Source organism: Pleionea sp. CnH1-48, from assembly GCF_024124665.1.
GTDB lineage: Bacteria > Pseudomonadota > Gammaproteobacteria > Enterobacterales > Kangiellaceae > JAMXSB01.
The window spans coordinates 287,728-312,769 of sequence record NZ_JAMXSB010000001.1 but is presented as its reverse complement, the minus strand read 5'-3'; the positions used below and the strand labels follow the sequence as shown (position 1 = coordinate 312,769).

Sequence of the window (25,042 nt, the reverse complement as noted above, 5' to 3'; positions counted from 1 at the left end):
TAATCACCAAAGCTCAGTCGTCTTAAAGTTTATCATTATTGATTTAGTATCTTTTAACATTCTCAACTAGCATTAATTTAACTAGAAACTCCCGATAACATGGATTGGTATTTAAATGGCAAAGTTTGAAGATAGCAATATCACCTTTTATTATTGGCCTGTTGAAGAGGGAAAGCTAATTGCTGGTTCGACTCCAGTCAGTTACGAAAGTTATGCTAGTAAGCAGTACATTAAACACCTGCTGGATATGGGGGTGAGAACCTTTATTAGCTTGCAAGAAGAAGATGAAGTGGCAAGAAAGCCGTTTGCTTTTTATCACGATGCTTTGCAGCGTCTTGCCGAAGAAAGAGGCGTAGAAACGACTTTTATTCGAGTGCCTGTTATGGATGGAACTGTCTTCAATGATGCATCGATTGTTCATTTGTTGGATATGATCGATGCTGCAAATAAGCGAAATCAAATTGTTTATATACACTGTTTAGCTGGCCATGGCAGAACAGGAACCATTGTCGGCTGTTGGTTGGCAAGACACGGACTTAGAGGTGAAGACGCCTTGAATAAGATCACCGAGCTTCGCAGCCATGATCCTTACTTGAGAGAGAAAAAGTGCCCTCAAAAACCGGCACAGACGAATAAGGTTCGCTCTTGGTCAGAGAAGACCTCTGCTCTTTAGTGCCCAGAAAGTTAGACAAGCCGTCTGAGTTTTTTATCAAGCTCTGGGCGAAATGGATATTTCTATGTCAGGCAGTTTTTGTTTATCATCGGGGCAACTTTCTTATAAGTTTTCATTCATGCGAAAGCTTATTGATGTTGCCCCTGATGTTTGTTTTCTTTTTAGTTTAACCAGCCTTTATTCGTACTCATGTGACTAAATCCAACTAATGCGAGTGCGATGATTATAACAACAATGGGCATGGTCATCGCTTGTTTGCCCATCACTTCAAAAGTATTACTTAAGAAAAAGTTATAAGTCATTTGGGCTAGCACGCCTGCAAGAGAAGCAATGAGTATCATTTTGGCCAGAGACTTTTTTAACAAGAGTAACAAGCTGCCAATGGCTCCGCCAAATACGGCAACAGCAAAGGCAATCGTTACCCAGGCTGGCATTACCCGATAAAGTTCTTGATGGGCTTCTGGCAGGGCTGCCATCTGTTCGGGCGTCATGGACATTTGCACAACAAAAGCGGCGACTCCTGCCAGATTCCATAACAAAGCAATTACACTGATGATCCAAAACCATACCGCAGGCTTAGTTGATGAGTTCATTGATTAGTCCTCTTTAGTTGATGAGTTCATTGAGGCCCTAGTCCTCTTGTTCTGAAGGTTGAAAATCGGCGTCGTTGTAATCGCCTTTTTTATCGAATGGCCAGTTTTCGCTCAGGCAAACTTTTGGGGTCATAAAGGCTGTCATGCCAATGACTGAAAGCAACAGGCGTTGTTTAAAAGTAGGGCGACCTGTTTCCACAACGGCTTTGAGTGTTTCGGTAATAAAGGTTCCACCCTGATCCATGTAGTCGGCAGTTTTGGTTCCTGCAGGGACATTTTCGTTGATTAAAGTAAATTCCGTGCCGCCTTCGACTTCTTTCAGTTTGTAAGTGACTTTGCAGTAGGGATCGTCGAGGTTGGTAAATTTAAAACTGTGAGAATAGGTATAGGGTGGATCCCACTCGAGTACTTCTCCTACCACAGAGGTGTATTTGCCATCTTTACTGCGCATACGTACGGGTGCATCCACTTGCAAACCCGGTGTGTCCAGTCGAGCATTAAAAAAGTGGGAACACAGGCCATCTTGTTTCGTTAGCTCTTTCCAGACCTTTTCTATTGGTGCGTTAATGACAACGCGATAAACGTTTTTAGGCAGTCTTTTCATCATTGCTCTCTTGTTGTTCTTCTCGTTCAAGTTGTTGTTTAAATAAATTAATTTTGGGGGCAAAAAACTGGCTGTACTCATCGGTCCAGCGCTCGTAAATAGCTTGAATAGGCATGGGATTGAAATAGTGCAGGCGATGGCGGCCTGACTTTTCTATCACGAGCAGCGAAGCCTGCTCGAGAATTTTAATATGCTTGCTGATGGCAATACGGCTAACGTCAAAATACTCGCAGATATCGCCGCTGTGGCAGCCTGGATTCTCTTTCACGATATCCAGAATCTGTCGTCTTATTTCGTGGGCCAATGCTTGAAAAATTGAATCCATCATCAGAATTTAATATGTAACTACTTGGTTACATATTAATGTAGCGCTTTTCGGTGGGATTCGTCAAGTTGGTCGTCCATCTGGTTTGAGTGAGCTGTGGATAATGGGCGTTAAAAGCCATGGTTTTTATGAGGGCACAAGAGAGCTCAGCGTTCCAAAAGTACTTCATTATGAGATAGTTATTCTAAATTTATGAGATTCTGCCTTAAGAGATGGGGATCTGATGCAAATAGCGGTGTCTTTTGTTGCCGACTTTTGTTAAATTGGTAAATGTTTCGCGAGACCACTTTATCCTGTGCCTTAATGAGCCTATTAAGTGGATGAAACATTTAATAATTCATTTTTATATCTTTCTAAGTCGTTAAAAAACACCTTACTGGTAACCTCCGGTTATTTGTCAGTAAGCGGTGCTTGGCTATTGGAAAATAAAAAATGGACTCATAAAAGGGAATCGCCATTCGCTTGTTGGCGCAATCTATTCGATTAAATAGAGTGGTAGTAGTAATGAATGCAGTTTTAAGCCTGAAAAAGTCGCAAAAGAGCACTTGCTTGTTTGCAGACACTGATTTTATACAATTGATGCCCGCTGAGCAGGCTTCAGCACTGGCCAATGGCTCAATGAAAGCAACCTTGATTGCCGCCGAAAGTGATAATTGCCGTATTATTTTAAATCCTGGCGGAGGAATTCAATACCATATTATCAATTCTGATCACATGTTATACGATGTGTTTAGAGAGCGTCTTGAGACTCGTCCGTTGCCTTTCCATACCTTCGATATGCACATCGGTCAAAGCTTGATCGTTAATTATCATGATGATGTTCATCCCGAAGAAGCCATGCATGATCTAGAAAACAACGGTTTTCTTATTAAGGTGGTTGAAGGCAGCTACAGTAATGACTATCAGGCAACACTGGCAGTCAGTGCGTCGGATTTGTGGCGTATTGATATTGTGTAGTTTATGAGCCTTATTGGAGCGGTCTTATTAAGGAACGCTCCAGTAAGTGTTTGATAGACGTTTTGTTTGATTGTGCTCAATAATGTCAGAACAATTGAGTTCTGATGGCTTCGTCTTCTCTGAGCTGATCGGTATCAAAATAGAACATTCTAATCGTTGAATCGTTGATACTGACAAAATTCCCTTCTTTTCCCCAATCACTTAGCACGATACGTTGTTTATTGCCCATCGGGTGTAAAGCTGGGCGGTGAGTATGACCGTGGATCATCGTATTGACGTTAAAACGTTCAAAGACCTCTGCGACGGCCTGTTGATTGACATCCATAATATCAAGCGTTTTGTTAGCCTGTGCTGCTTTGCTTTGTTCACGATATCCTCTGGCAATAGTGATGCGTTGCTCCAGTGGTAGGGACAAAAACTGATGTTGCCAAGCTTGCGAACGGGACTCTTTTCGAAATGCCATAAAGGCATCATCATCGGTACACAGGCTGTCACCGTGGCATAACAGAACATCGGTAGAGCCGATACGGTGAGGTTGGTGTTCTTCCATCAGTTTGATGTTGGCACTTTGAGCAAAGGTTTCGCCAACGAGAAAATCTCGATTGCCATGACAAAAATAAACATCGGTACCTTGCTGGGTCAGGCTTAATAAACGTTGGCGAATCGATTCTATCCACTCAATCCGATGATCGTCGCCAACCCAGACTTCAAAGAAATCGCCCAGAATAATCAGCTGATCGAGTTGTTGCGCGTGGTGAGTTAGATAGTGTTGGAACAGTTGCAGCAAATGCGGTTCATCATCACATAAGTGCAAATCAGAAATAAGGTGAATGGTCATAACGGTCTGGTTATTGGCTGGTTGAACAGGGCAGTGAGCTGCCCTGCATCCAAGATATTACTCTGTGATCTCTACCGAGGTAATTACAATGTCTTCTTTAGGAACATCGCCGTGACCGCCCAGATTACCTGTAGCGACCCCTTTGATCTGGTTAACTACTTCCATGCCTGCAACGACTTTGGCAAATACGCAATAACCCCAGCCATTAGGCGTTTCGCTTTTAAAATCTAAGAAAGTATTGTCGCTTACATTGATAAAGAACTGGCAAGAAGCGGAGTGTGGGTCCATGGTACGTGCCATTGCCACTGTACCTGTTTCGTTAGAAACGCCATTGTTGGCTTCGTTTTTGATCGGTTTTTGTGTCGATTTTTGAATTAAACCAGGCTCAAATCCACCGCCTTGAATCATAAAGCCATCGATAACTCGATGAAAGATGGTATTGTCATAGTGCTTAGCTTTTACGTAGTCCAAAAAGTTCTCTACGGTGGCAGGGGCCTTATCTGCCATCATTTCCAGGGTGATATCGCCCATGCTTGTATGAATAATAACCATTGCTTGTACTCTTACTGTGTTAAGTTGTTTCTAATTATGCCACAAATTTGCCATCTATCATGGCTAATTCGCTTATCGCAGTGCTTTATCATAGATCGGCGCTACGCAAAAAGAGTTGGAAGCAGTATAATGCGGGCTGTTTTTATTTCAATTGACCCAATGGTGAAGGAAACCGAACATGCTGAAAATTTACAATAACTTAACCCGCCAAAAAGAAGCGTTTAAACCGCTGGTTGAAGGTAAAGTCGGCATGTATGTGTGTGGTGTGACTGTTTACGATCTCTGTCATGTGGGCCATGGTCGTACTTATGTTGCCTTCGACGTGATGCAGCGTTATTTCCGTTTTCGTGATTATTCTGTTAACTACGTGCGTAATATCACAGATATCGACGATAAGATCATTAATCGAGCGAACGAAAATGGCGAAGAGTTTTCTGATCTGACACAACGCTTTGTTGAAGAAATGTACAAAGATTTTGATGCTTTGGGCATTGGGCGACCCGATATTGAACCGACGGCGGTTCAGTCAATGAGTGAAATCATTGAGTTTATTGAGACCTTGATTGCTAAAGATTTTGCCTATGTGGGTGAAGAAAGCGGCGATGTTTATTATGCGGTTTCTCAATTCGAAGACTATGGAAAACTGAGCAAACAGAGCATTGAAGATCTTAATTCTGGTAGCCGAGTTGAGGTGGTGAATGATAAACGAGATCCATTAGATTTCGTGTTATGGAAAAAAGCCAAACCTGGTGAGCCTTCATGGGCATCTCCTTGGGGGGATGGACGTCCTGGCTGGCACATCGAATGTTCTGCGATGAGCAAAAAGTGCTTGGGAGAACATTTTGATATTCATGGCGGTGGTTCTGATTTGCAGTTCCCGCACCACGAAAATGAAATTGCTCAGTCAGAAGCTGGCAATGGCTGCACCTTTGCGAACTTCTGGATTCATACGGGCATGGTTCAAGTTGATAAAGAAAAAATGTCTAAGTCTTTAGGCAACTTCTTTACTATTCGCGAAGTACTCAAGCAGTACCGCGCTGAGTCTGTTCGATTCTTTATGGTATCCAGTCATTATCGCAGCCAACTGAATTATTCAACCGATAATCTTGCTGCTGCAGATGCATCTTTAGAGCGTTTGTACACGGCACTAAGAGACGTTGATATTCCAGCTGACGCACAACTTGTTGGTTCTTACGTTGATAATTTTAAAAACGTAATGGATGATGATTTTAATACTTCAGAAGCGATTGCAGTGTTGTTTGAATTGGCCAAAGAGATTAACTTGTTGAAAAAAGATAATGCAGCAGAGTTGGTCAATTACGCTTATACCTTAAAACATTTGGGTGCAGTACTCGGATTGCTTCAACAGTCTCCTGCGGAGTTTTTGCAATCTGCCAGCGGAGAAGATGCCTTTGATGCCGAAGCGATTGAGCAACTGATTGCAGATCGTAATCAAGCTCGAGCGGATAAAAACTGGGCGCGTGCCGATGAAGTTCGTGATCAGCTAACAGCGATGGGGATTGCGTTAGAAGATGGTGCCGGAGGTACCACTTGGCGTAAGCTTTAAAAGGTTGTTCTGCCGCATTAAAATAAACGGGACTTTGCTTTAAGTCCCGTTTTATTTTCAAAACATTATTTATCTTTTCTGTTCATTTTATCGCTTATATCCAATATTAAATCTTACTTTTGCTCTTTGTTAACACTCTTTGTTTTTCTATTGGGCAATAGGCCCTATTGCAGTGCATTGTTTATAAAAAAAATTTATGTTGCGCTATGACAGTGCATATCTCTTATAAAGAAGCCTCTCAATGTGTGATTGAAACCTGGTGTATTCTCGCTATTATTGTTTTATCTAAAGTTGGCACAAGCTTTGCGACAAGGTTGTTGATGTTGCTGTTTTACTTTACAACAATAAAATGAATGAGGAGTTCTTATGCGTTATTTGGGTCTAGCAATGTTTGCCGGTATGTTGTCCATGCCTTCGTCTGCAGAAGTATCTGCTAATCTGACTTTTGTCAGTGATTATCTATTTGCCGGTGTGTCGCAAACCTCAGGAACGCCCGCGTTGCAAGGGGGCATTGAGTATGCTCATGACTCTGGATTTAGTATAGGAACCTGGGCTTCTACTGTTGATTTTAAGGATGGCAGCAGTGCGGATGCAGAAGTCGACATCTATATTGGCTACAGTGGCGAAACAGATTCATTCAGTTACTCTGCAACTTTGCTTCAGTATATTTATCCGGATTTAGTTAGTGGTGCTGATTATGACTATGCTGAGTTATTGTTATCTCTGGAAACAAAGCAAGGATTTTCAGTTGCCTTAGGTTATTCGAATGATGAGTTTGCTTCTGATGAAGCCGGGGTTCGTTTAGAGCTAGGTTATAGTATTGAGCTGGCTGATGATGTGGCAGTAAGTTTTGGGCTTGGTCATTTCGATCTTGATGATGTATCCGGTGACTCGTATCAATACTTTTCTACGGGCATATCGAAGAGTTGGGATAATTTCTCAGGCTCATTTACCATTCATAAAAATAGCTCCAATGCAGAGACAATGTTTGGCAAGAATGGTGAAGACCGAGCAGTGCTTTCGGTGGGTTACTCTTTCTAGACTTAATCGTGTCATAATTCTCTCATAGAATGCAGATCATCGGATCTGCATTTTTTATGCTCTGCTGATCATTATTGAGCGTAAAACAAGGTCATACCAGTTTTTGCTTTTCTCATAGGCATAATACGCGCTCACACTGGCTTATTGGACAGTCCTTGATTTGGAATCAACGTGCTTATTGTTACCGTGATTCTGTTAAGGCAACCATCGCCAGGCTCAAAAAACATACAGGGTATTCCATGTTACAAACAAGTCAGTATTCGCGAGAAGATCTCATTGCCTGTGGACAAGGTGAATTGGTTGGACCAACCGGAAACACCATTGCACGTTTGCCACTTCCTGATATGCTCATGATGGACCGCATCACGACGATTTCCAACGAAGGGGGAGTCGAGGGTAAAGGGTTTATCGAAGCGGAATTAGATATTCGACCTGATTTATGGTTTTTTGGTTGTCACTTTCAAACTGACCCGGTGATGCCTGGTTGTTTAGGTTTGGACGCTATGTGGCAGCTAACTGGCTTTTTCCTATCATGGATTGGCGCGCCAGGACGTGGTCGTGCATTAGGCTCTGGAGAGATCAAGTTTTTTGGTCAAGTGTTGCCAGATGCCAAGAAAGTGACATATCGCATTGATATTAAGCGGGTAATTCAGCGAAAATTAAAGCTGGTGATTGCTGACGGCACCATGAGTGTCGATGGGCGCGAAATATACACCGCAAAAGATTTACGAGTCGGGTTGTTTGAGTCGACTGAAGACTTTTAGTTCGAATGGGAACCATTATGAAACGAGTTGTAGTGACAGGCATGGGCATCGTTTCTTGCCTAGGAAATGATGTTGAAGCTGTACTTGAATCACTAAAGACTGGAAAGTCAGGTATCAAGTTTAAAGAAGAATACAAAGAAAATGGCTTGCGCAGTCAAGTGGCTGGCAGACCTGATATTGAGCTTAAAGAGCATATTGATCGTAAGGTTTTTCGTTTTATGGCGCAGGCGGCGGGCTATGCGTATATCTCGATGAAGCAGGCGATTGACGATGCCGGTTTAAGTGATGAGTTGGTTTCTAATGTACGCACTGGCTTAATCATGGGCTCAGGTGGTGGTTCACAGGGGACTCAGGTAGAAGCCGTTGAGATTGCTCGAGCACGTGGTGTGAAGCGTGTGGGGGCTTATGCCGTTCCAAAAACCATGGCAAGTACAACGTCTGCTTGCTTGGCAACACCTTTCAAAATCAAAGGGGTTAATTACACCATTTCTTCAGCCTGTGCGACCAGCGCGCACTGTATTGGCAATGCCTATGAGCAGATTGCCATGGGCAAACAAGATATTATGTTTGCGGGTGGTGGTGAAGAAGAAGATTGGCGCTTAGCTCTGCTGTTTGATGCCATGGGCGCGTTATCGTCAAAGTATAACGATACCCCAGAAACTGCTTCTCGACCTTATGACGCAACCCGCGACGGTTTTGTTATTTCTTCTGGTGGCGGTACTTTGGTTTTAGAAGAATTAGAGCATGCGAAAGCTCGTGGTGCGAAGATCTACGCCGAAGTCGTTGGCTACGGTGCCACGTCTGATGGTTATGACATGGTGGCTCCTTCTGGTGAAGGTGCTGTTCGTTGTATGCAACAGGCCATGACTAACGTTTCCGGCGGGATTGATTATGTAAACACTCACGGTACCAGTACGCCTGTTGGTGATGTTGCTGAGTTGAAAGCTTTGAAAGAAGTGTTTGGCAACGATATGCCAAAAATCAGTTCAACAAAATCTTTGGCTGGTCACTCGTTAGGTGCAACGGGTGTTCATGAGGCAATTTACAGTTTGCTTATGATGCAGCATAACTTTATTGCTGGCTCAGCCAATATTAATGAAATTGACGAAGGTGCGGCAGATTTACCTGTTGTTCAAAGTTGTGAAGAAGGCGTTACTCTGGATCGCATTTTGTCCAATAGCTTTGGTTTTGGTGGCACTAACGCTTGTTTGGTCTTTGAGCGTTTTAAAGACTAACGGTGTATCTTTTAAAAAAAGCCGATCAGGTTAGCCTGATCGGCTTTTTTTTGTGGCTGCCGAAAAGTCCTGAATAGCAGTGCAAGTTGACTTCGTTTTACAAAAATAATTCGGCGAAAAGCTGGCCTTGTTTGCTCCCTCAGCGTTATGATGCACATTATAATTTAAGGCTATCAGGTTTCGATTTATGAAAATTAACCGATTGTTATTGCTTATCAGTGGGTTGGCGGTGTGTTTGCTGTTGTCGGCATGTTCAGAAGAGTCTCGCAACAAATGGTCGCGTCAGGCCGATAATCTATTAGGAAAAGATCTTAAAGTTTCTTACATTGACGGCGGCACTGTTGTGAAGTCCTGGACGGTTAAGGATGGTAAGGTTACGAGTGGAAAAGACGAGAAAGGTAATGCAACTGGGTATTACTATTTCTGGAGTGTTGAAAGTGGCTATGTTCAATTGCCTATTGAACGTACGGTGATTGAAGAAATAAAAAAGTAGCCAATGATGAAGGGAATTAACGTTTTTATTTTGACCGGGTGTCTGGTTGCTTTGCTGAATGGGTGTAAAAACGCAGATGTGCGTGCCGACTCTGCTATTGTGAAGGCCAGAGCTGAGTTTGAGTCTGGGTGTGATACCTTGTACCGAAATGCAGAGTCTCGCAAACAAACCTTAAGTTTTGCACGTCAGGTTCGGCAGCGAGCCAATATTCGGCCATTAGAAATTGTTGATACCGTTTATCCTCCCTACGCATTGAATATTGGTCTGGAAGGACAGGTTCGACTCTCCTTTGACATCGATACTCAAGGAATACCTACCAATATTAAAGTGATAGAATCGAAGCCATTAGGCGTATTCGATTGTTCGGCTATTGGTGCTGTTGAGCATTGGCGCTACCCTGTTTATATTGAGAATGGCCGACCAGCGCGGGTAAAAAACTGGGAGTTGGTGTTGAACTTTAATTTATCACCTGACTTATAAAGTTAAAGGTGTTATTTGTTTTTTAACTGAGCCAGCTTAACCAAAATACGTTTAAGCTGTGCGTCAGTTTTTAGGCTGTCCTCAAAAACTGATAGAAAATCGTCGATTGCCTGGTTATAGATGTTTAGTATTTTATTTTCCTGATTTTCTGTAAGGTGAAGTTCCGACATTACTCCTTCAAACTCGCGCTTCATGTTATCCATGATTTCAACGCTTTTTTCTTTTTGCTCTTTATTGGCGGTACGAAAAAACTGCAATGTGAGCTCGGTGTCTTTTACCAGTTCAATAAGTTCTTTTGATACGTTTTCAGTATTTCTTTTAATGGATTCCAGGCGTTCCTTCTTAAGCGAGGCACACTCGATGAGCGTCATTAGATAGTCTTTTAGCCGTCCTTCTCGAGTATCATCTGTTGGCATATTTTTGATCAATAGAGTAATGTCTTTATAGTTGATAAAAAGGCGCTTACCGAATTGAAAGAAACGTTCATAGGTTTCTTTTATTCGATTGAGCAGCTCAAGTTCGACGGGAGAAACTTCGCCACTATCACTTAAGTTGATATCATTTTGATGACAGCGGATCTGAATGCTGCTCTCTAACCCATATTCTTTAGTGGCATCTATCAGTCCATGAGCCAAGCTTTGCAAGTTATCAATGGCGACACTTTCGCGCAGAAAGTTGAGTACAACACTTAATTCTCCAGAACTGCATAAAGCGGTCATGGCTATTTCGTTAGCTTTATCTTTAGCTTCATGGAGGTGGGTGCGTTCATTATGGATTTTTAAAGCATGTTGAATTTTGTGGCTAAGTACGGCAGGAGAGAAGGGCTTGACCACATAGTCCATACCTCCCGCAGAATATCCTTGCAAAATTTCTTCGGTGGATTCATTGCCAGAAACAAATATAATACTGATGTCATCATTATGTTTTTTTATCTGCTCACAAGCTTCATATCCACTCATTTGTGGCATGTTAACGTCCATTAATATCACCGTTGGCGGTTCATCTGCTGTGGCCATTTTTACGGCCATTTCACCGGAAGTTGCGGCGGTTACGGCGTAGTCTTCTTTCAAAAACTCAAGTGCAATGCGTAAGTCTTCAGAACTGTCATCGACAATCAGTATTTTTTCTTTGGGCGTGTCTGGCATAGGTTATTGTTCTCTTTCTAAATCTTCCAGTTGCTCCACAAGCTGGTCAATTCTTTGGCTGGTTTTATCGAAGTCGAACTGGCACAGGGCTTCATCTATACTTTCTGCTGGCACTCGTGCTTCACTCTTATAACAAAGTGACAATACGATCTTGAGCAGGTCCTGGGCTCTACCAAGATCAGAAAACATACTTTCTTTAAGCAGCAACAACAGGTTTTTGACTTCTTGTATTTTTGCGAGATCGAGTTCTTCTAGCGCTTCGTTAGAGTCATTCTTATCTTTTAGCAACAAGATTGAGTTCATGGTTTTTTCTATACTGCTGGATAGCGGAGCTAACTGCAGTAGAGCGGCTTTGTGATCGTCGGATTTGAGACTCGCTTCTATTTTTCTCGCTTGTCTTGATATAGCGTTAGCTCCAACATTGGCGCTACTGCCTTTTAGGGTGTGAGATAGATGTATGGCACTGTCGATTTGTTTGTTCTCAATCAAGTTTTGTAACTTGTTTGCATCATCGTGATGCTGTTCTGCAAAGGAGAGCAAAATCTTTTTAAGCGCTGGCCAGTTTCCTCGTACACGGGCTAATGCATCTTCTACATCGACATCACAAATTTCTGGCAGTGTCTCTGTGTTATTTGCGGAGGGATCTTTAGACTCCAAAGTATTGCTCACCTCATCAGAGGGCATGTATTGGCTAATTTTATCAAACAGGGTACTGGGGTTGATGGGTTTAGTGATATGTTCATTCATGCCCGCGTCGATGCTTTTTTCTCGGTCGCCAGTTAGTGCATGGGCGGTCATGGCAAAGATCGGTGTTTTTTCGAAATGAATACCTAGAGCGCGTATTTTTTTTGCGGCTTCTATTCCGTCCATAACGGGCATCTGAATATCCATCAGAATAATATCAAAGCTTTTTTGTTGAACGATTTGGTAGGCCTCGAGACCATTGTTAACAACGGTCACATTAAAGCCTACATGTTGGAGCATATTCAGTGCGACTTCTTGATTGACAATATTGTCTTCGACCAGCAAAAGCTGTTTGTTAGAGAATGAGTAGTTGGCTGGTTTTACACTGGCCTGACGTTTTGATAAAGCCGCTGCTTTGTTAGTAAAGTGCAGTAAGGCGTTATAAAGCTCAGAATGTTTTATTGGCTTATTTATCCAGTACTCTTTGTTGTTTGGCGATTTAAGATGGACCTGTTGAGTCAGCAAAATGTATTTGGTTTTGCCCGAAGCATCGTGGCTTTCTACATATTCGCGAAGATTTAAATTTCGGTCACTGAGCATTTCGACATCGAGAATAACAATATCAAATGGGCAATGACGCGCTTCGGTACATATAATATCGTTGACCAGATCCGTCGCCGTATAGACTCGGTGGTATCCGTGAATTCCCCAGGCATCGAGTAGTTGGCTGATAACATCAGAACAAGCTTGATTGTCTTCAGCAACAAGAATGCGCTTCTCTGCCAGTAGAGATGGAATATCATACTGTGTTGAGGCTTTTTCATGGATGTGCAGTGGTAAGCAGACTTTAAAGTAACTCCCTTTGCCTTTTTGGCTTTCGACAATGATGTCGCCTTGCATAACATCGGCAAGACGCTTACATATTGCTAGGCCTAAGCCGGTGCCACCGTACTTTCGTGTTGTGGTTTCATCCGCCTGGGTAAACTCGTTAAAGATACAGGCCTGCTGTTTCGAGGTCATTCCTATGCCCGTGTCTTTAACCGAAAAAATAAACGTCTCATCTTGGTAATCACAGCTGACGGTGACATCACCGCTTTCGGTAAACTTGATGGCGTTGGATATCAGGTTGGTGAGTATTTGTTGTATTCGCGTAGGATCGCCAAGCAGTCGTTTAGGCATGCTGTGGTTTGAGCGGCAGACGAGTTCGACACTTTTGCGAAAAGCATCGTTGGCAAAGGTCTCTGTTGTAATCTCAATTAATTCCAGAGGATTAAAAGGGATTGATTCGAGCGAGATTTTTTGTGCTTCCAGTTTGGTAAAATCAAGAATATCGTTTATGAGAAGCATCAGTAATTCGCCAGACTGTTTCGCTGTATTTAGAAACTTGCGCTGTTGCGCATTCAGTTGGCTATTATTCAACAGATGCAACATCCCAAGTACGCCATTCATCGGAGTGCGCAGCTCATGGCTCATGTTGGCAAGAAAGTTGTTTTTGGATTGAGCGTTTTCTATGGCTTCGTCTCGTGCTTCTGTTAACTCGCGTGTTCTTTCTTTGACCGTATCTTCTAACTGTTCTGCTAATTCACGCAGTTGAGCATTAGATCGATAGAGCTCGTCACTTTTACTCTTTAGCAGCGCTTCTGCTTCTTCTCGTGCAAGCTTTTCTTTTTCGTATGCCTGTTGTAGATCGGTGGTTATATCGTTCATGAATCGGCCGTCTCTTTTGCTTCATCCGGGTTAGACAGTCCGGCTATCTTAGATACGATAATCTCTGGTTGTGATGTGGATGAGAGAGAAGGGCGGCCATCAACACATTTTCTGGTAAGTCCAGTCTTTAAAGAAACCAGTGGGGAGGTAAAAGTTGGCCTGCTATGTGATTCCATGATACTGCTCATTTAGGCGAATTTGAGTTCAAAAGTTTCAAGTGGTTGACTGCCACTGCTAGTGATTAAATTGTAGAACAGCAGAGGGATTTTGCTATGCTGTGGTGGTTATCGCTTCTATTAAATGGGTATTAGAGTCAACCTCTATCTCTATTGTGTTAGATCGATTCTGATGCTTTATATGAGTATTGCGTTATGGCTTATATTTTGTGTTGTAAAGGGAAGAGATTTTAAGTGAAGTCCTTGACCGATCGACTAAAAAGGCAGCTTGCTGACGCTTTTATCGACGATGTTAAGACTGCGATGGATTGAAATATTCATTTTTTCTAATAAATCATATCTCACTAGTGGAACCTTGTTTGTTTTCGCCTATAATGGGCCTTTCAGTTTAATGTCATGAACAATTCGTGAAGCGCTTCTTATTTTTTATACTGGTTTTTAGCTGTTTTCTCAGCTCGGCTTTTTCGCATTCGGCCCAACTTCCGGCAATGGATACTTTGGTATTTAAGCACTTCACAACATTAGATGGTCTTGGTTCCAATATTATTCGAGCTTTGTATCAAGACGAAAAGGGAATGATTTGGATCGGCACTGATTCGGGTATCTATCGCTATAACGGGCGGTCATTCCAGGCTATTTATTCTGAGCAGATTGAAGCATCGAAAAGTGCCATTATTTGGGATATCGCTCAAACGCCCAATGGAGATCTCTGGTTCGCTACACAAAATGATGGTGTTTTTCGTTATTCTCCTCGCAGTGGTCATTTTAAGCAGTACTCTGCCGATGTAACACCGAGCTTTCAAACGAACACTGTGCGCGGACTACTGGTTGATCGCTCTGGTCAGTTATGGCTCGGAACGCGCAAAGGGTTGCATCGTTTTGATAAGCAAACAGAGACCTTTTTGCAAATACTGGATAAAGATGAACATTCAGAGGCGGCTTTTTACGCCAATTTCTTTACCAAAATGGTGGAGGCTCCCGATGGTACTTTATGGATGGGTACTGGTCAGGGACTGGTTCACTTCAATCCTGTTGATCAATCGATGCAACGATTCGTTCATGACGAGAATGATCCTCATTCGGTCATGGATAATGCCATTTATGCTTTGCACTTGGACGGGCATAAGTTGTGGTTGGCTAATGATACTGGCTTAGGTTTTATGGATCTGAACACCCTACGTTTTCAACGGGTGCGTAAAAAAGGAACTCCGCAAGATAAGTATGACTGCAATAGTGCCACCACGGCACTGATGGCCGATAACTCATTGTTATGGGTGGGGAACTACAATGGCTCATTATGTTTGCTTGATCCCGAAACATTAGAGTCTCGCTATTTTGGCATTGATAAGAGCGATAAGCTGAAGCTACAAAGTTCTAATGTTTCTGACATATTAAAAACTCGAGATGGAGATATCTGGTTAGCAACACACAGCGGTATTTCGGTCGTTAACCACGCCATGAAAGGAGTGGAAGTTTTTTCGCTAAAAGATAAAACTGAGCTGCGTCAGGTTTTGGATATCAATTTTGAGCAGCAACCGATTATTTTTACTCCTCAAGGACGTTATCGATTTGATAACAACCACCAACTGGTTGAACATCAGTCGTTGGGAGATGTAATAGAAACGGTTATCTCTCATCCCACTCAGGGCTCTTACTTTACTTATTATGGCGCTGGACGCTCTTTGTATCATTATGATCCTCAGAGTCATGCCGTGACTTTAGTTGCCGATCTGTCAAAACGCCTGCGTTATCCCTTGATCAAAAACTTTATGTTTTTTGTGAACCGTGATGGCAAGGACAAACTTTGGTTGTACTCCAGTAGAGTGTTAATAGAAGTCGATTTGCAAACTCATACCGTTACCGAGTTAACCCAAACCATCCCAGACGATACGACGTTATTTTCTGTTGCGCAGGCTGGTGAAGGGATTTGGATGTGTTCGTTTCGGGGGCAGTTACATCAATTGAGTCAACAAGGTCACTTTGAGCCTGTGACAGTTCATGCGTTACCAGAGCAGTCGAGAACGTGTGATATTGTTGGCGCTGGTGACGGTGGTACTTTGTGGTTGCATCGACAGCATGAATTTTATCAGTTGAATACCGATGATTTATCCGTTTTATCGAGTTTTCGTACGGAGCGTAAAGCGGATGTTTTATACGATTCTGGTGATGATGTATGGTTGGTTAGTGATGGCGATATGAGCCGTTATTACAAGAAAGATCAACGCTTGTTGCATTATTATTTAAGCGAATACGATGTATTCAAAAATAACAGTTATAACTTTCGTTGGCTTGATGCGAGCAATACGATGATGGTGCCTTATGATGATCGTTTGGTACGTATTGATGCGGATGTTGTGCCCAAGCCGTGGCCACCGATTGAAGTGAATCTGGTCGACTTTGATATCAATGGACGTCATGTGGATCTGTTGAAGAGTGAGCAAGCTTCGGCGGACGCGCAAATAACCTACACTCAATCGATTACGCTCCCATATCAACGGAGTAAGTTGCAAGTTGATTTTTCGGGTATGTACCTTAACCATCCAGAGAGTTTATATTATCGATACACTTTAGATGGCTTTTTTGACGAGTGGATTGAAACGACTCACCAAGAAACCTTTGCTATTTTTACAGGACTTATAGAAGGGGAATATCTGTTTCGCGTACAAGCAACACTCGATAAAAATAATTGGTCGGGGCCTGAGCGACAACTCAAGATTACGGTTTACCCTCCGCTTTGGCGAACTTGGTGGGCTTATCTCACTTATGCCTTGTTATTGCTGCTGGGCATTTATGGCTGGATGCGCTATCGGTTGCGCAAAGTGAATGAACATACAGCGACCTTAAAGCACCTGGTATCAGAGCGAACGCAGGAGATTGAGCAACAAAAGCAAACGATAGAAGCATTACTTGAACGAAAAAATGTAATGTTCGCTAATATTTCTCACGAATTTCGAACGCCGTTAACGCTTATTATTGGTCCTCTTAGCCAACTGACTGCACAACGCAAAGAGTTGGGAGAGATTTTGAGCCCAGTGGTTAATAACGCTAAACGCATGTTGCGAATGGTTGAGCAATTGTTGGATGTTTCGCGCTTGGATGCGGCGGTTAAGATGGAAGCCAGCGTGATCGATATGAGTCATCTGGTTCATAAAACCCTGGTTAATATGAATTCATTGTTTGCAGACCATGAGCTCAACTTGGAGATTGATGTTGATGATGAGTTATATATCTTAATTCCGCAGGATTCCGCAGAAAAAATACTGGTTAATTTGCTTTCTAATGCGGTGAAATTTACCAAGTCGGGCGGAGTTATTCGTGTCTCATTAAAGCAACACAATAATAGAGTGAACTTGGTTGTTGAAGATACGGGTTGCGGCATTGAGCTTGATGACCAACAACGAATCTTTGAACGTTTTACGCGACTAGAACAGACTGCCAGTGGTGTGTCTGGTACTGGCATTGGCCTGGCCTTAGTCAAGGAGTTGGTCCAAGCTTGTGATGGTACTATTCAGCTGACCAGTGAGCCAGAAGTCGGTAGTCGTTTTGAAGTTTCCTTTGCCTGTCAGTCTCAACCTGGATCAGGAGTGCTTGAACATTGGACTGAGTCAGGCAATAGCCTTCGAATCGAAATGGATGCTTTGCAGACGCATTCAATTGAAGCTTCTGCTGATACCGATAATGAAGATAAAGCTGCTGACTTACCAAAGGTACTAGTGATTGAAGATCATCATGAAATGCGGTCTTATCTGCATAATATTTTGCGGTCAAAATTCCACTGTGAAATGGCTGTCGATGGTCAAGAAGGTGTTCAGAAAGCAATTGAGAGTACACCCGACTTAATCATTACTGACCTGATGATGCCTAACAAATCAGGGCTAGAAGTTGCGCAGATCCTACGACAAGACATTAGAACCTCTCATATTCCCATTGTTTTGTTGACAGCGAAAGGGGATCAAGAGAGCCGTATGGATGCATGGCGTACCGAAATCGATGAGTTTATCGAGAAGCCTTTTGATCATCAGGAACTGTTGCTTCGATGTCGTAATCTGTTAAGTATTCGCAAACTGCTCAGTCAACGTTGGCAGACAGAGGTGGGAGATTCATCTGAGCCAAGTTATGTGGGACTGCGTTCTCGCGACAAGCATTTTATTGAGCAGTTGCAGCAAGTCGTGGAACAGGAGTTTAGCAATTCCGAATTGAATGCTGGCCTCTTAAGTCATTTGATGAATGTGAGTGAAAGCCAACTGCAGCGCAAGATCAAAGCACTGTTAAACCAGAGCATTCCAGAGTACGTGCGTCTGTTTCGTATTCGCAAAGCTGCTGCATTGCTGCAAGAGGGGGCACAGATTTCACAGGTGGCTTTTGATGTGGGCTTTTCGTCCGCTAGCTATTTTAGCTCCTGTTTCAAAGCGCATTATGGTTTAACACCGCGTCAGTATCACCAAAAGCACAAAGTGCCTCATCATAGCGAAAGCTAGTGGTTCTTTGCCACAAAAGTCCAAATCCTGAATAAGCCTCGCTTTTGCGTGGCTTGTCTTTTTTCTGTTACAACATTCTGCTTAGGTCATCGTTTATTACCAAAATATTATCGTGATAGCAGTCACAAATCTGTCAATTTGTCTGTCTACTTCATTTATGGATAACAAAAACACATCACGGAATTTTTGGCTGGTCATGAGGCTACTTGGATAGCTTTGGTTGTTTATTGAGCATATTTGTTGAATTTGTAAGATTATTGTTAGTTTTATTCTGGGAATTCTAGTGAATCAGAAAATTTGTCCGTTTTTTTATAGATTTAGGCGGATATTTGAAAGAGATTTTCAGAGGGTTTTATTACTATGAACAGGCTTTCGCAACAGAGTGATTGCCGTTTTACGAATTGATTCGTAGCAGTGTGAACTCTGAAGCGTTGGTTTTAAAACGCGACTTTTAAGGCCATGGAGTGATTTGTGCCAACAGATCTTAGGCCTTTTTATACATCAGCGGAGAGTTCTGTGCCAAGGCTTCTTCGCTGATTTTTTATGCTTAAATCCCTAGAGCATGTTGTATTTTTAAGCGTTGTTTTTGTCATAGAGAACACGAACTTTGTCGCTATCTTCCATCTATTTGCCAAAGCCTTTACAAGAAGTCGTTAGATAAAGCGTCATATTTATGAGCGATTATGTTGTTGGGTGCCGTGGTTTTGTTGGTGCCTGTAGATACCCGTTCTGGCTTGGCGAATGGTGCTGAATCTTTGATATTTGTAACCTCGAGAGGGGCATCAACGAGCACTGGCGTAAATAGGGTATCTCGGGCGTTATTCTGGTGTTTAATATGTGCTGCAAATGGTTCGGGTTGATTATTCTGAGGTATCTCGTTCCTTTGAATATGATCGTAAATAATGCAAAATTTGCCCCACTTTGGTGATATTCAACTTGTTTTGTTGCACTGCTGATTTAATATACCGCTGTCTTCATTGGTGGCTGATGGTCTTTGTCCACCACCTATTATTCAGGTTGTAGTATGCAGTTGTTGTATATACTGATTATATTTTTATTGTTCGTCATTTCTTCATGGCATTTTTATTGGGCTGCTGGTGGACGATTGGGTCTGGAAGCGGCAATCCCCACTGTTGATGGAGAACCTATTTTTCAGCCAACTGCGTTAATTACCGCCGTTGTCGGCATATTGATATTAGGGCTCGCAGTGTTATTTTTTGGCCTGACCTTTGACAATATTGTTCGTAGTCGATTTGGCGATGTCTTACAGTATATGGGGCTTTTTGCTGCCGCCGCTTTTATGTTGCGAGCGATTGGCGACTTTCATGTTGTAGGTTTTTTTAAACACGAAAAAAGCGGTAAGTTTGCCCGCTTCGATTCACTACTTTATTCACCACTTTGTTTGGCACTGGGTGTAGCCTTTAGCTTTGCGTCTTTTTAAAACGCAAAGTCAGGCTTGTCATTAACTCTCTTCGTAAGCTTCTTTTAACCAGCTAATCAGTTCTTTATCGACTTCTTTCGGACTGGTGAGGCTCACCTTGTGGCTAACCATTTGATTAAAGCTTCCAGAGAGCACTAAGCGTTCAGTGGTCTCGTGTTCTTTCAGGTTAATGCCCACATCAACGCGTGTCTTTGTTGAGGCTTTTACCAAAGCAAATTGCTTGTTGCGGCGAAAGCTGACATAGGATTTTTTGGGAGCGACTTCTACATCTTTTCCCAGTTTTGTTAGCGCTTTTTGTAATTTATCATAAATAGGCTTCAGATCGCTTTTGGCACCCGCATATTGCGCATCAACCAGATCGCTTTCGCTATCGGTTTTTCCTTCTCGTTGAGCGCGTGTTTCATGAGCAATTAAATTGGCAAATCCATGAGTCACACCATGTTCGGTTTTCAGCCACTTAACTAACTCGCCATGTTTTTCGAAGGATTGTTTTAGCGTTAACTCAAGCCATTGAGGTAAAGACTTTCCAGTTTTTTCTGGCATATTGGCAATCATACTGGCTGCCATTTCTTCGGGAGATGAAGGCATTGTCGGTTCCTTATTGGCAATGGTATGAACAAAGACTAGATGAAAATAGCTGTAGATGCTAGAGCGCTTTTATCGTTCATTTGGCTTTTTGTGGTTGACAGAGTGTTTCGGTTTTTCTATCCTAGCCGCGATTTTAACCAATGCTCTCAAACATCGGCCCCTTGAGAGGTTCCTTATCTATCGGCCGTTATGAATGTATCTATGTGATGTTTGTTTTTGTTGTACCCCCGCCCATACACCCTTAAATCTTGTGACTGTAAAAAGTCGAATCAAACACTATCCAGCTCGTATTAAAGTCAATGCCTTTGTTGATCGCGACGGTCGTCATCGTCAAAGTGATGATCCTGGCGGACAGGGAGTTGAACTTGTTAGGCAAATAAAAGTGTGCCCAGATTGCGCTGAGTCATCTGTTAATCATTCGCATCTACCCGATAAGCTAAGTAGGCTAAGATAACATAGTTGGAAGCTGAGCCACCTGTAGGGATGACATTATCGAGAGATGGTTGCTAATGTTCTCGACAACTTAGGTGGCTGCATCTGTTAATTTTTTTTTATCGTGGTTATTTAGCAAAATTAATAAGAAAGCAACATTCCTAGTTCTTTGCTAAGGGTATTGCAATGGTTACTTGCGTACCCATTTCTAATCGAGACTCTACTTCTATGTAGCCACCGTGCAGCTCAACAATATTTTTTGAAAGCTGCAAGCCAATACCAATGCCCGCGACTTTTATTTCAAACAGGTTACCGGGATGGTTGAGGTAGTCATTAATTTGTTCCAGCAGGCGAGCGTCGATGCCTTCGCCAGTGTCGACAATGCTGATACGTAAGTAATCTTCAAGCTCGCTGGCTCTTATGCAGATGTGCCCGTAGTGAGTAAACTTGATCGCGTTGCTCACCAAACGATAGAGTACTTGGCTAATACGTTCTGGATCTGCATGAACCATGGAAGTATTCGACGTCAGTTCATGTTTGAGCTCGACTTTCTCCGAACTCAAATTGTTTTTGAGGTCGTGAAAGACTTCGTCGACTAATGGCTGGATCTGGGTGGGTTCTAAATGAAGTTTTAAACTGCCAATACGGATTTGCGACAAAGTTAGAATATCTAAAACCAGTCGATTAAGCTTCTGGGCATTCAACTGTACTTTATAAGCAGATTGTTTGGCGTTGTTTGGCAATGCTAAAGGATCTTTTAGCATATCGTTTATGTAATGGGTAATTTGTTGCAAAGGGCGTTGGAACTCACGCGCCGTTTTATCTTGAATCTGTTTTTTAAAGGTGTTCAGTTGTTCTGATTTGTCAGTAAAAGTAAGCTCTTGTTTGAGCTCTTTTACCCGTGCTCGCCAGACAAACATGATAGTTACCAGAAGGGCAACCAAAATGACAACGATCATGGTTAATATAAGCTGAGAGCGAGACTTTTCATATTTTAATCGAGCGTACTTTTGGGCTTCATTCATTCTTTGCAGGGCTTTTTCATTTTCGTTAACTTGCCGATCTATTCGAACAATCTCGGCAAATTGAGCGGCTTTTTTATTGTGCAGAATTTCTGTCAATATCGTGGCGCTTTCGAGATGGAATAAAGCTTTAGCATAGTCTTGTGCGTACTTATAATAGGTGACCAGAAGCTTATGAGCATTGAGTTCTTTTTGACGATATCCTTGCTGTCGCGCATTGTTCACAGCAAGCAGGGCAAACTCTTCGGCTAGAGCAAATTTGCCTTCGTCAAAGTAAACTTGTGCCAGATCAAGTTGACTGGCCATGAGTTGTCCCGAATACTTTGTTTGTTGTGCAATACTGTGAGCTTGGCGGTAGTGTTCTAGTGCTGATTCATAGTCTTTACGTTGCATCGCTGCTTTGCCCTGAATACGATAGAAAAAAATCAGGGTGAATTCGTCTTCGATATGGCTCACGTAGTTGTTGACTTCGTCAAACAAGAGTTGTGCCTTGTCATGTTCCTTTAGTAACGCATGGGCTAAAGCTAGATTGATAATCAGTTGTGTTCGCGTTGTCTGTGTGTTTTCTGGCGCATTAACGTCAAGTGCTTTTTGATAGTAATCTTGCGCTTCCAGATAATAGTCTTTAGCTTCTTGATAGGTCTGTTTGTTATTCTTTTTATGTTTGCTTTCGTCGTTGTTTCCTAGCTCGATATAAAGATTACCGATGTTGGTCAGTGCTCTTTCTTCGCCCCAGGCATCGCCATTTTGTTGAGTAACCGTTAGTGATTGGCGCAGGTAGCGAAGTGCTGATTCAAAGTCTCCTACATAACGTAAGCTGGCACCCATATTAGATAGTGCACGAGCCAGCTCTCCTTGATTGTTGAGTCGAATAGACCAATCGCGGGCAGTATCGGCGAGTTGAAAAGCAAGATTGTATTCGCCAGCTTTAATTTTTTCGTAAGCCAGTTTATTTAATTCTATTGGTGATTGTTGGCTGGATTCTGCACTTGTTTGCTTTTCTGCACCGGTGGAAGATTCTTGTGAATAAAGAGGAGAGCACAGCATGCTCAGAATCAAGATGCTGAAAAGCAAAATACTGCGTGTGAAGAATAACTTCATACTAATTAACCTGTCCCTGTTGAAAGATAGACTCACATTCGATGAGTCTATCTATACCCGTCGCCTTTCAAGATGCAGCGATCATGGCTGCATCTTAAAATACTTTGGGTATGTAATTGATTACTTGTAAATTCGTGTAAAGCCGTTGGTGGCCATTTTTACATCGGTCCCCAGTTTCGAACGAATACCATCATAATTTTTTTGTCGAACAAGATCGCGCTCTGACTCTTCGATACCATATTTATCCATGACTGCTTCAGGATCTTTTTTGTAGGCTGCTTGCAGATCGAGATTTTCGCCTAAATCAGATAGCATTTCTGTCAGTTGCTTTGACATGGTGATTTCCCTCCATTTTTATTGTTAGGGTAGTTCATTAACTGTTCCCAGATCCATGGCTAATCTGAAAACAGACACTTGATTCAATCTTGTTCAGGGCTGTACTTGCCAACGTTCGCAAAACTCATGATCGATGGGCGGAAAGCTTACCGCCGGAACAAATAATGTTGATATTTCTCGCACCTTGGTTTCGCTCAATTCCGATAGGGCAACTTCTTCTATGCGCGGCGGTATGATGGGCAAGGTGGCTGCTTCATAAACGGTGACCTTATGGTCGGCTGGATAGAGTGTTAGTAACTTATCTTGCAACATCGCCATGCCGTTGTCGGCTGGTCGAAACAATTTTAAACTGGTATCGCCTACAACACCCAGTTGCCACAATATCAGGCTCGAATAGGAATTGATACTGTGTTGATAAAACAAAAATTGGGAAGCTTCATAAGCTTGGCAGCCGTGGCTGGCAGGGTCGATGCCGAGATCGGCAAACAAGCAATCTTCTGCGGAAATAGCGGGGAGTAAGTTGGCTTCAAAACCTTCTTCTCGTGCCAGCTTAATGGCTTTATGCGCGGCGTAAACAAAAATGCCGGGATGGCCATAATAGATAGCGCAGACTCGCTGTCCTTCTCGTACAGCGTTTAGGATTCGGGTGACCATCATTTCATAAGTATCAACGCGATCTTCGCCAGCCTCGTAAAGATCACCCATGGATACCACATTGGTATTAAGTTTTTGAACATAGTGCATGCTCAAAGGATCGGGAATGGTGGCAAATACAACATCAGAACTCTGTATATGTCGTATGGCTTCCTGACTAATGTGGGCAGGAGCAAAAATCCCTGTGCCAACGATAGTAAGCTGGCCTTTGCTCATATCTCATATCCTTGTTATTTAACGCTATTTTGGCGACAGTTTGCCTTTTTCCGCTGCGTTAGTCCAGCGTTTAATAGCGCTTTATTAGACATCCTTCTAGTAAAAATATCACATATTGCTACTCAATGCGTAGTACAACCGTTTTATAAGTTTATTTTTGTTTATGCGGCATCCATTGCGGCCGAACCTGTAAGCGCTTGCTGGGCTTTTTGCAGACGCTTTTGGTCAATATAATTTTTTAACGCGATGAGCAAGCCCAAACCAAAAAATGCGCCTGGCGGTAAGATCGCAAACAAAAAGGAGTGTTCACTCTGATACACGTGAATCGTTAGCACTTTAGCCCAATCGCCAAGCAATAGGTGAGCACCGTCAAACAGAGTTCCCTGACCCATCACTTCACGTAAAGCGCCTAAAAGTACCAATACGCTAGAAAAACCTATCCCTTGTGTCAAACCATCAACAAACGAAGGAATAATGGTGTTTTTGGATGCGAAGGCTTCAGCTCGTCCAATAATGACGCAGTTAGTCACAATCAGCGGAATAAAAATGCCCAGCACCAGATACAACTCGTAGGTAAAGGCATTCATTAACAGCTGGGTGTTAGTTACAAAAGATGCAATCATCATAACAAAAACTGGGATACGAATTTCTTTAGGTACCCAGTGTCTTACCAGTGATACCGAAACATTAGAACCCACCAACACCATGGTGGTTGCGATCCCTAAACCAAGACCATTAATTAAAGTATTGCTCACAGCCAGGAGCGGACAAAGACCCAACAGTTGCACCAAAGCTGGGTTGTTGTTCCAAAGGCCATCGATACTGATTTGTTTGTATTCAACACTCATAGACTTTTCGCCTTTAAAGGTGCAGCGGTGTTGGCTGCGCACACTCATTGCAATCACTTAGTACAGCTAAGCCCAGGGAATTCGTTTGCTGA

The 25,042-nt window shown here is 42.6% G+C and carries 23 protein-coding genes; 11 read left to right on the top strand and 12 right to left on the bottom strand.

Translation table 11 applies throughout. From position 1 onward, the window contains the following. Positions 1-115: 115 nt before the first annotated feature. Positions 116-673: a dual specificity protein phosphatase family protein gene (locus NH399_RS01425; RefSeq protein ID WP_253036625.1), complete on the top strand. Its 558-nt coding sequence runs from the start codon at positions 116-118 to the stop codon at positions 671-673. Between the two features lie 161 nt (positions 674-834). Here the strand turns inward: NH399_RS01425 and NH399_RS01420 are convergent, their stop codons facing one another. Genes NH399_RS01420 through NH399_RS01410 form a run of 3 tightly spaced genes read right to left on the bottom strand, consistent with a single transcriptional unit; the run spans position 835 to position 2,198 of the window. Continuing rightward, positions 835-1,266, bottom strand: a complete 432-nt coding sequence (locus NH399_RS01420; RefSeq protein ID WP_253036624.1) for a hypothetical protein — start codon at positions 1,264-1,266, stop codon at positions 835-837. 37 nt (positions 1,267-1,303) lie between these two features. Continuing rightward, a complete protein-coding gene (locus NH399_RS01415; protein WP_253036623.1) occupies positions 1,304-1,873 on the bottom strand; it encodes an SRPBCC domain-containing protein in 570 nt (189 codons plus the stop codon). Next, positions 1,854-2,198, bottom strand: a complete 345-nt coding sequence (locus tag NH399_RS01410; RefSeq protein ID WP_253036622.1) for a helix-turn-helix transcriptional regulator — start codon at positions 2,196-2,198, stop codon at positions 1,854-1,856. Before NH399_RS01410 ends, NH399_RS01415 begins: the two co-directional genes overlap by 20 nt. A 501-nt stretch (positions 2,199-2,699) precedes the next feature. Between NH399_RS01410 and NH399_RS01405 the strand changes: the two genes are divergently transcribed. Then, positions 2,700-3,152, top strand: a complete 453-nt coding sequence (locus NH399_RS01405) for a hypothetical protein (protein ID WP_253036621.1) — start codon at positions 2,700-2,702, stop codon at positions 3,150-3,152. An 85-nt stretch (positions 3,153-3,237) separates the two neighbouring features. On the opposite strand, the gene NH399_RS01400 is transcribed toward NH399_RS01405, so the two are convergent. Both NH399_RS01400 and NH399_RS01395 read right to left on the bottom strand, forming a co-directional pair. Beyond that, entirely contained in the window at positions 3,238-3,990 is a 753-nt protein-coding gene (locus NH399_RS01400) for a UDP-2,3-diacylglucosamine diphosphatase (protein ID WP_253036620.1), read from the bottom strand. A gap of 57 nt (positions 3,991-4,047) precedes the next feature. Continuing rightward, positions 4,048-4,542, bottom strand: a complete 495-nt coding sequence (locus NH399_RS01395) for a peptidylprolyl isomerase (RefSeq protein ID WP_253036619.1) — start codon at positions 4,540-4,542, stop codon at positions 4,048-4,050. A gap of 178 nt (positions 4,543-4,720) precedes the next feature. On the opposite strand from NH399_RS01395, the gene cysS reads away from it, so the two are divergent. From cysS to NH399_RS01365, 6 genes are all read left to right on the top strand, one after another. After that, positions 4,721-6,109: a cysteine--tRNA ligase gene (cysS, locus tag NH399_RS01390; RefSeq protein ID WP_253036618.1), complete on the top strand. Its 1,389-nt coding sequence runs from the start codon at positions 4,721-4,723 to the stop codon at positions 6,107-6,109. 366 nt (positions 6,110-6,475) lie between these two features. Continuing rightward, positions 6,476-7,150, top strand: coding sequence for a TorF family putative porin (locus NH399_RS01385; protein WP_253036617.1), 675 nt, complete (start codon positions 6,476-6,478; stop codon positions 7,148-7,150). 239 nt (positions 7,151-7,389) lie between these two features. Continuing rightward, a complete protein-coding gene (gene fabA / locus NH399_RS01380) occupies positions 7,390-7,914 on the top strand; it encodes a 3-hydroxyacyl-[acyl-carrier-protein] dehydratase FabA (protein ID WP_253036616.1) in 525 nt (174 codons plus the stop codon). 17 nt (positions 7,915-7,931) lie between these two features. Beyond that, positions 7,932-9,149 carry a beta-ketoacyl-ACP synthase I gene (gene fabB, locus NH399_RS01375; protein ID WP_253036615.1) on the top strand — a complete coding sequence of 406 codons (1,218 nt, stop codon included), beginning with the start codon at positions 7,932-7,934 and terminating at the stop codon, positions 9,147-9,149. 187 nt (positions 9,150-9,336) lie between these two features. Continuing rightward, the gene (locus NH399_RS01370) at positions 9,337-9,642 is read left to right on the top strand and encodes a hypothetical protein (protein ID WP_253036614.1); all 306 of its coding nucleotides are present in this window, start codon (positions 9,337-9,339) and stop codon (positions 9,640-9,642) included. Between the two features lie 3 nt (positions 9,643-9,645). After that, the gene (locus tag NH399_RS01365) at positions 9,646-10,122 is read left to right on the top strand and encodes an energy transducer TonB (RefSeq protein ID WP_253036613.1); all 477 of its coding nucleotides are present in this window, start codon (positions 9,646-9,648) and stop codon (positions 10,120-10,122) included. A gap of 11 nt (positions 10,123-10,133) precedes the next feature. On the opposite strand, the gene NH399_RS01360 is transcribed toward NH399_RS01365, so the two are convergent. After that, positions 10,134-11,267 carry a response regulator gene (locus NH399_RS01360; protein WP_253036612.1) on the bottom strand — a complete coding sequence of 378 codons (1,134 nt, stop codon included), beginning with the start codon at positions 11,265-11,267 and terminating at the stop codon, positions 10,134-10,136. A 3-nt stretch (positions 11,268-11,270) separates the two neighbouring features. Continuing rightward, positions 11,271-13,658 (bottom strand): response regulator, encoded by a 2,388-nt coding sequence (locus tag NH399_RS01355; RefSeq protein ID WP_253036611.1) that lies wholly within the window; start codon positions 13,656-13,658, stop codon positions 11,271-11,273. A gap of 664 nt (positions 13,659-14,322) precedes the next feature. Here NH399_RS01355 and NH399_RS01350 point away from each other — a divergent pair. Both NH399_RS01350 and NH399_RS01345 read left to right on the top strand, forming a co-directional pair. Beyond that, a complete protein-coding gene (locus NH399_RS01350) occupies positions 14,323-18,312 on the top strand; it encodes an ATP-binding protein (RefSeq protein ID WP_253036610.1) in 3,990 nt (1,329 codons plus the stop codon). A 1,024-nt stretch (positions 18,313-19,336) separates the two neighbouring features. After that, positions 19,337-19,753 carry a DUF3995 domain-containing protein gene (locus NH399_RS01345; protein ID WP_253036609.1) on the top strand — a complete coding sequence of 139 codons (417 nt, stop codon included), beginning with the start codon at positions 19,337-19,339 and terminating at the stop codon, positions 19,751-19,753. A 21-nt stretch (positions 19,754-19,774) separates the two neighbouring features. Here the strand turns inward: NH399_RS01345 and NH399_RS01340 are convergent, their stop codons facing one another. Next, positions 19,775-20,341: a DUF4287 domain-containing protein gene (locus NH399_RS01340; RefSeq protein ID WP_253036608.1), complete on the bottom strand. Its 567-nt coding sequence runs from the start codon at positions 20,339-20,341 to the stop codon at positions 19,775-19,777. A gap of 250 nt (positions 20,342-20,591) precedes the next feature. Here NH399_RS01340 and NH399_RS01335 point away from each other — a divergent pair, with 250 nt between their 5' ends. Further along, complete coding sequence (locus NH399_RS01335; protein WP_253036607.1) at positions 20,592-20,795, top strand: hypothetical protein; 204 nt, start codon at positions 20,592-20,594, stop codon at positions 20,793-20,795. Positions 20,796-20,934: 139 nt separating this feature from the next. Here NH399_RS01335 and NH399_RS01330 read toward each other — a convergent pair whose 3' ends face one another. The 4 genes from NH399_RS01330 to NH399_RS01315 form a co-directional block, all read right to left on the bottom strand. Next, a complete protein-coding gene (locus tag NH399_RS01330; protein WP_253036606.1) occupies positions 20,935-22,896 on the bottom strand; it encodes a tetratricopeptide repeat-containing sensor histidine kinase in 1,962 nt (653 codons plus the stop codon). 120 nt (positions 22,897-23,016) lie between these two features. Next, positions 23,017-23,232, bottom strand: a complete 216-nt coding sequence (locus tag NH399_RS01325) for a hypothetical protein (protein WP_253036605.1) — start codon at positions 23,230-23,232, stop codon at positions 23,017-23,019. A gap of 93 nt (positions 23,233-23,325) precedes the next feature. Beyond that, positions 23,326-24,102 carry an SAM-dependent methyltransferase gene (locus NH399_RS01320; RefSeq protein WP_253036604.1) on the bottom strand — a complete coding sequence of 259 codons (777 nt, stop codon included), beginning with the start codon at positions 24,100-24,102 and terminating at the stop codon, positions 23,326-23,328. 161 nt (positions 24,103-24,263) lie between these two features. Next, positions 24,264-24,998 (bottom strand): electron transport complex subunit E, encoded by a 735-nt coding sequence (locus NH399_RS01315; protein WP_371876052.1) that lies wholly within the window; start codon positions 24,996-24,998, stop codon positions 24,264-24,266. Positions 24,999-25,042: the final 44 nt, after the last annotated feature.

Excerpts from the sequence above, each read along its gene's own strand:
- NH399_RS01425 (WP_253036625.1), top strand. The coding sequence starts at position 116 with ATGGCAAAGTTTGAAGATAGCAATATCACCTTTTATTATTGGCCTGTT.
- NH399_RS01420 (WP_253036624.1), bottom strand. The coding sequence starts at position 1,266 with ATGAACTCATCAACTAAGCCTGCGGTATGGTTTTGGATCATCAGTGTA.
- NH399_RS01415 (WP_253036623.1), bottom strand. The coding sequence starts at position 1,873 with ATGATGAAAAGACTGCCTAAAAACGTTTATCGCGTTGTCATTAACGCA.
- NH399_RS01410 (WP_253036622.1), bottom strand. The coding sequence starts at position 2,198 with ATGATGGATTCAATTTTTCAAGCATTGGCCCACGAAATAAGACGACAG.
- NH399_RS01405 (WP_253036621.1), top strand. The coding sequence starts at position 2,700 with ATGAATGCAGTTTTAAGCCTGAAAAAGTCGCAAAAGAGCACTTGCTTG.
- NH399_RS01400 (WP_253036620.1), bottom strand. The coding sequence starts at position 3,990 with ATGACCATTCACCTTATTTCTGATTTGCACTTATGTGATGATGAACCG.
- NH399_RS01395 (WP_253036619.1), bottom strand. The coding sequence starts at position 4,542 with ATGGTTATTATTCATACAAGCATGGGCGATATCACCCTGGAAATGATG.
- cysS (WP_253036618.1), top strand. The coding sequence starts at position 4,721 with ATGCTGAAAATTTACAATAACTTAACCCGCCAAAAAGAAGCGTTTAAA.
- NH399_RS01385 (WP_253036617.1), top strand. The coding sequence starts at position 6,476 with ATGCGTTATTTGGGTCTAGCAATGTTTGCCGGTATGTTGTCCATGCCT.
- fabA (WP_253036616.1), top strand. The coding sequence starts at position 7,390 with ATGTTACAAACAAGTCAGTATTCGCGAGAAGATCTCATTGCCTGTGGA.
- fabB (WP_253036615.1), top strand. The coding sequence starts at position 7,932 with ATGAAACGAGTTGTAGTGACAGGCATGGGCATCGTTTCTTGCCTAGGA.
- NH399_RS01370 (WP_253036614.1), top strand. The coding sequence starts at position 9,337 with ATGAAAATTAACCGATTGTTATTGCTTATCAGTGGGTTGGCGGTGTGT.
- NH399_RS01365 (WP_253036613.1), top strand. The coding sequence starts at position 9,646 with ATGATGAAGGGAATTAACGTTTTTATTTTGACCGGGTGTCTGGTTGCT.
- NH399_RS01360 (WP_253036612.1), bottom strand. The coding sequence starts at position 11,267 with ATGCCAGACACGCCCAAAGAAAAAATACTGATTGTCGATGACAGTTCT.
- NH399_RS01355 (WP_253036611.1), bottom strand. The coding sequence starts at position 13,658 with ATGAACGATATAACCACCGATCTACAACAGGCATACGAAAAAGAAAAG.
- NH399_RS01350 (WP_253036610.1), top strand. The coding sequence starts at position 14,323 with ATGGATACTTTGGTATTTAAGCACTTCACAACATTAGATGGTCTTGGT.
- NH399_RS01345 (WP_253036609.1), top strand. The coding sequence starts at position 19,337 with ATGCAGTTGTTGTATATACTGATTATATTTTTATTGTTCGTCATTTCT.
- NH399_RS01340 (WP_253036608.1), bottom strand. The coding sequence starts at position 20,341 with ATGCCTTCATCTCCCGAAGAAATGGCAGCCAGTATGATTGCCAATATG.
- NH399_RS01330 (WP_253036606.1), bottom strand. The coding sequence starts at position 22,896 with ATGAAGTTATTCTTCACACGCAGTATTTTGCTTTTCAGCATCTTGATT.
- NH399_RS01325 (WP_253036605.1), bottom strand. The coding sequence starts at position 23,232 with ATGTCAAAGCAACTGACAGAAATGCTATCTGATTTAGGCGAAAATCTC.
- NH399_RS01320 (WP_253036604.1), bottom strand. The coding sequence starts at position 24,102 with ATGAGCAAAGGCCAGCTTACTATCGTTGGCACAGGGATTTTTGCTCCT.
- NH399_RS01315 (WP_371876052.1), bottom strand. The coding sequence starts at position 24,998 with ATGAGTGTGCGCAGCCAACACCGCTGCACCTTTAAAGGCGAAAAGTCT.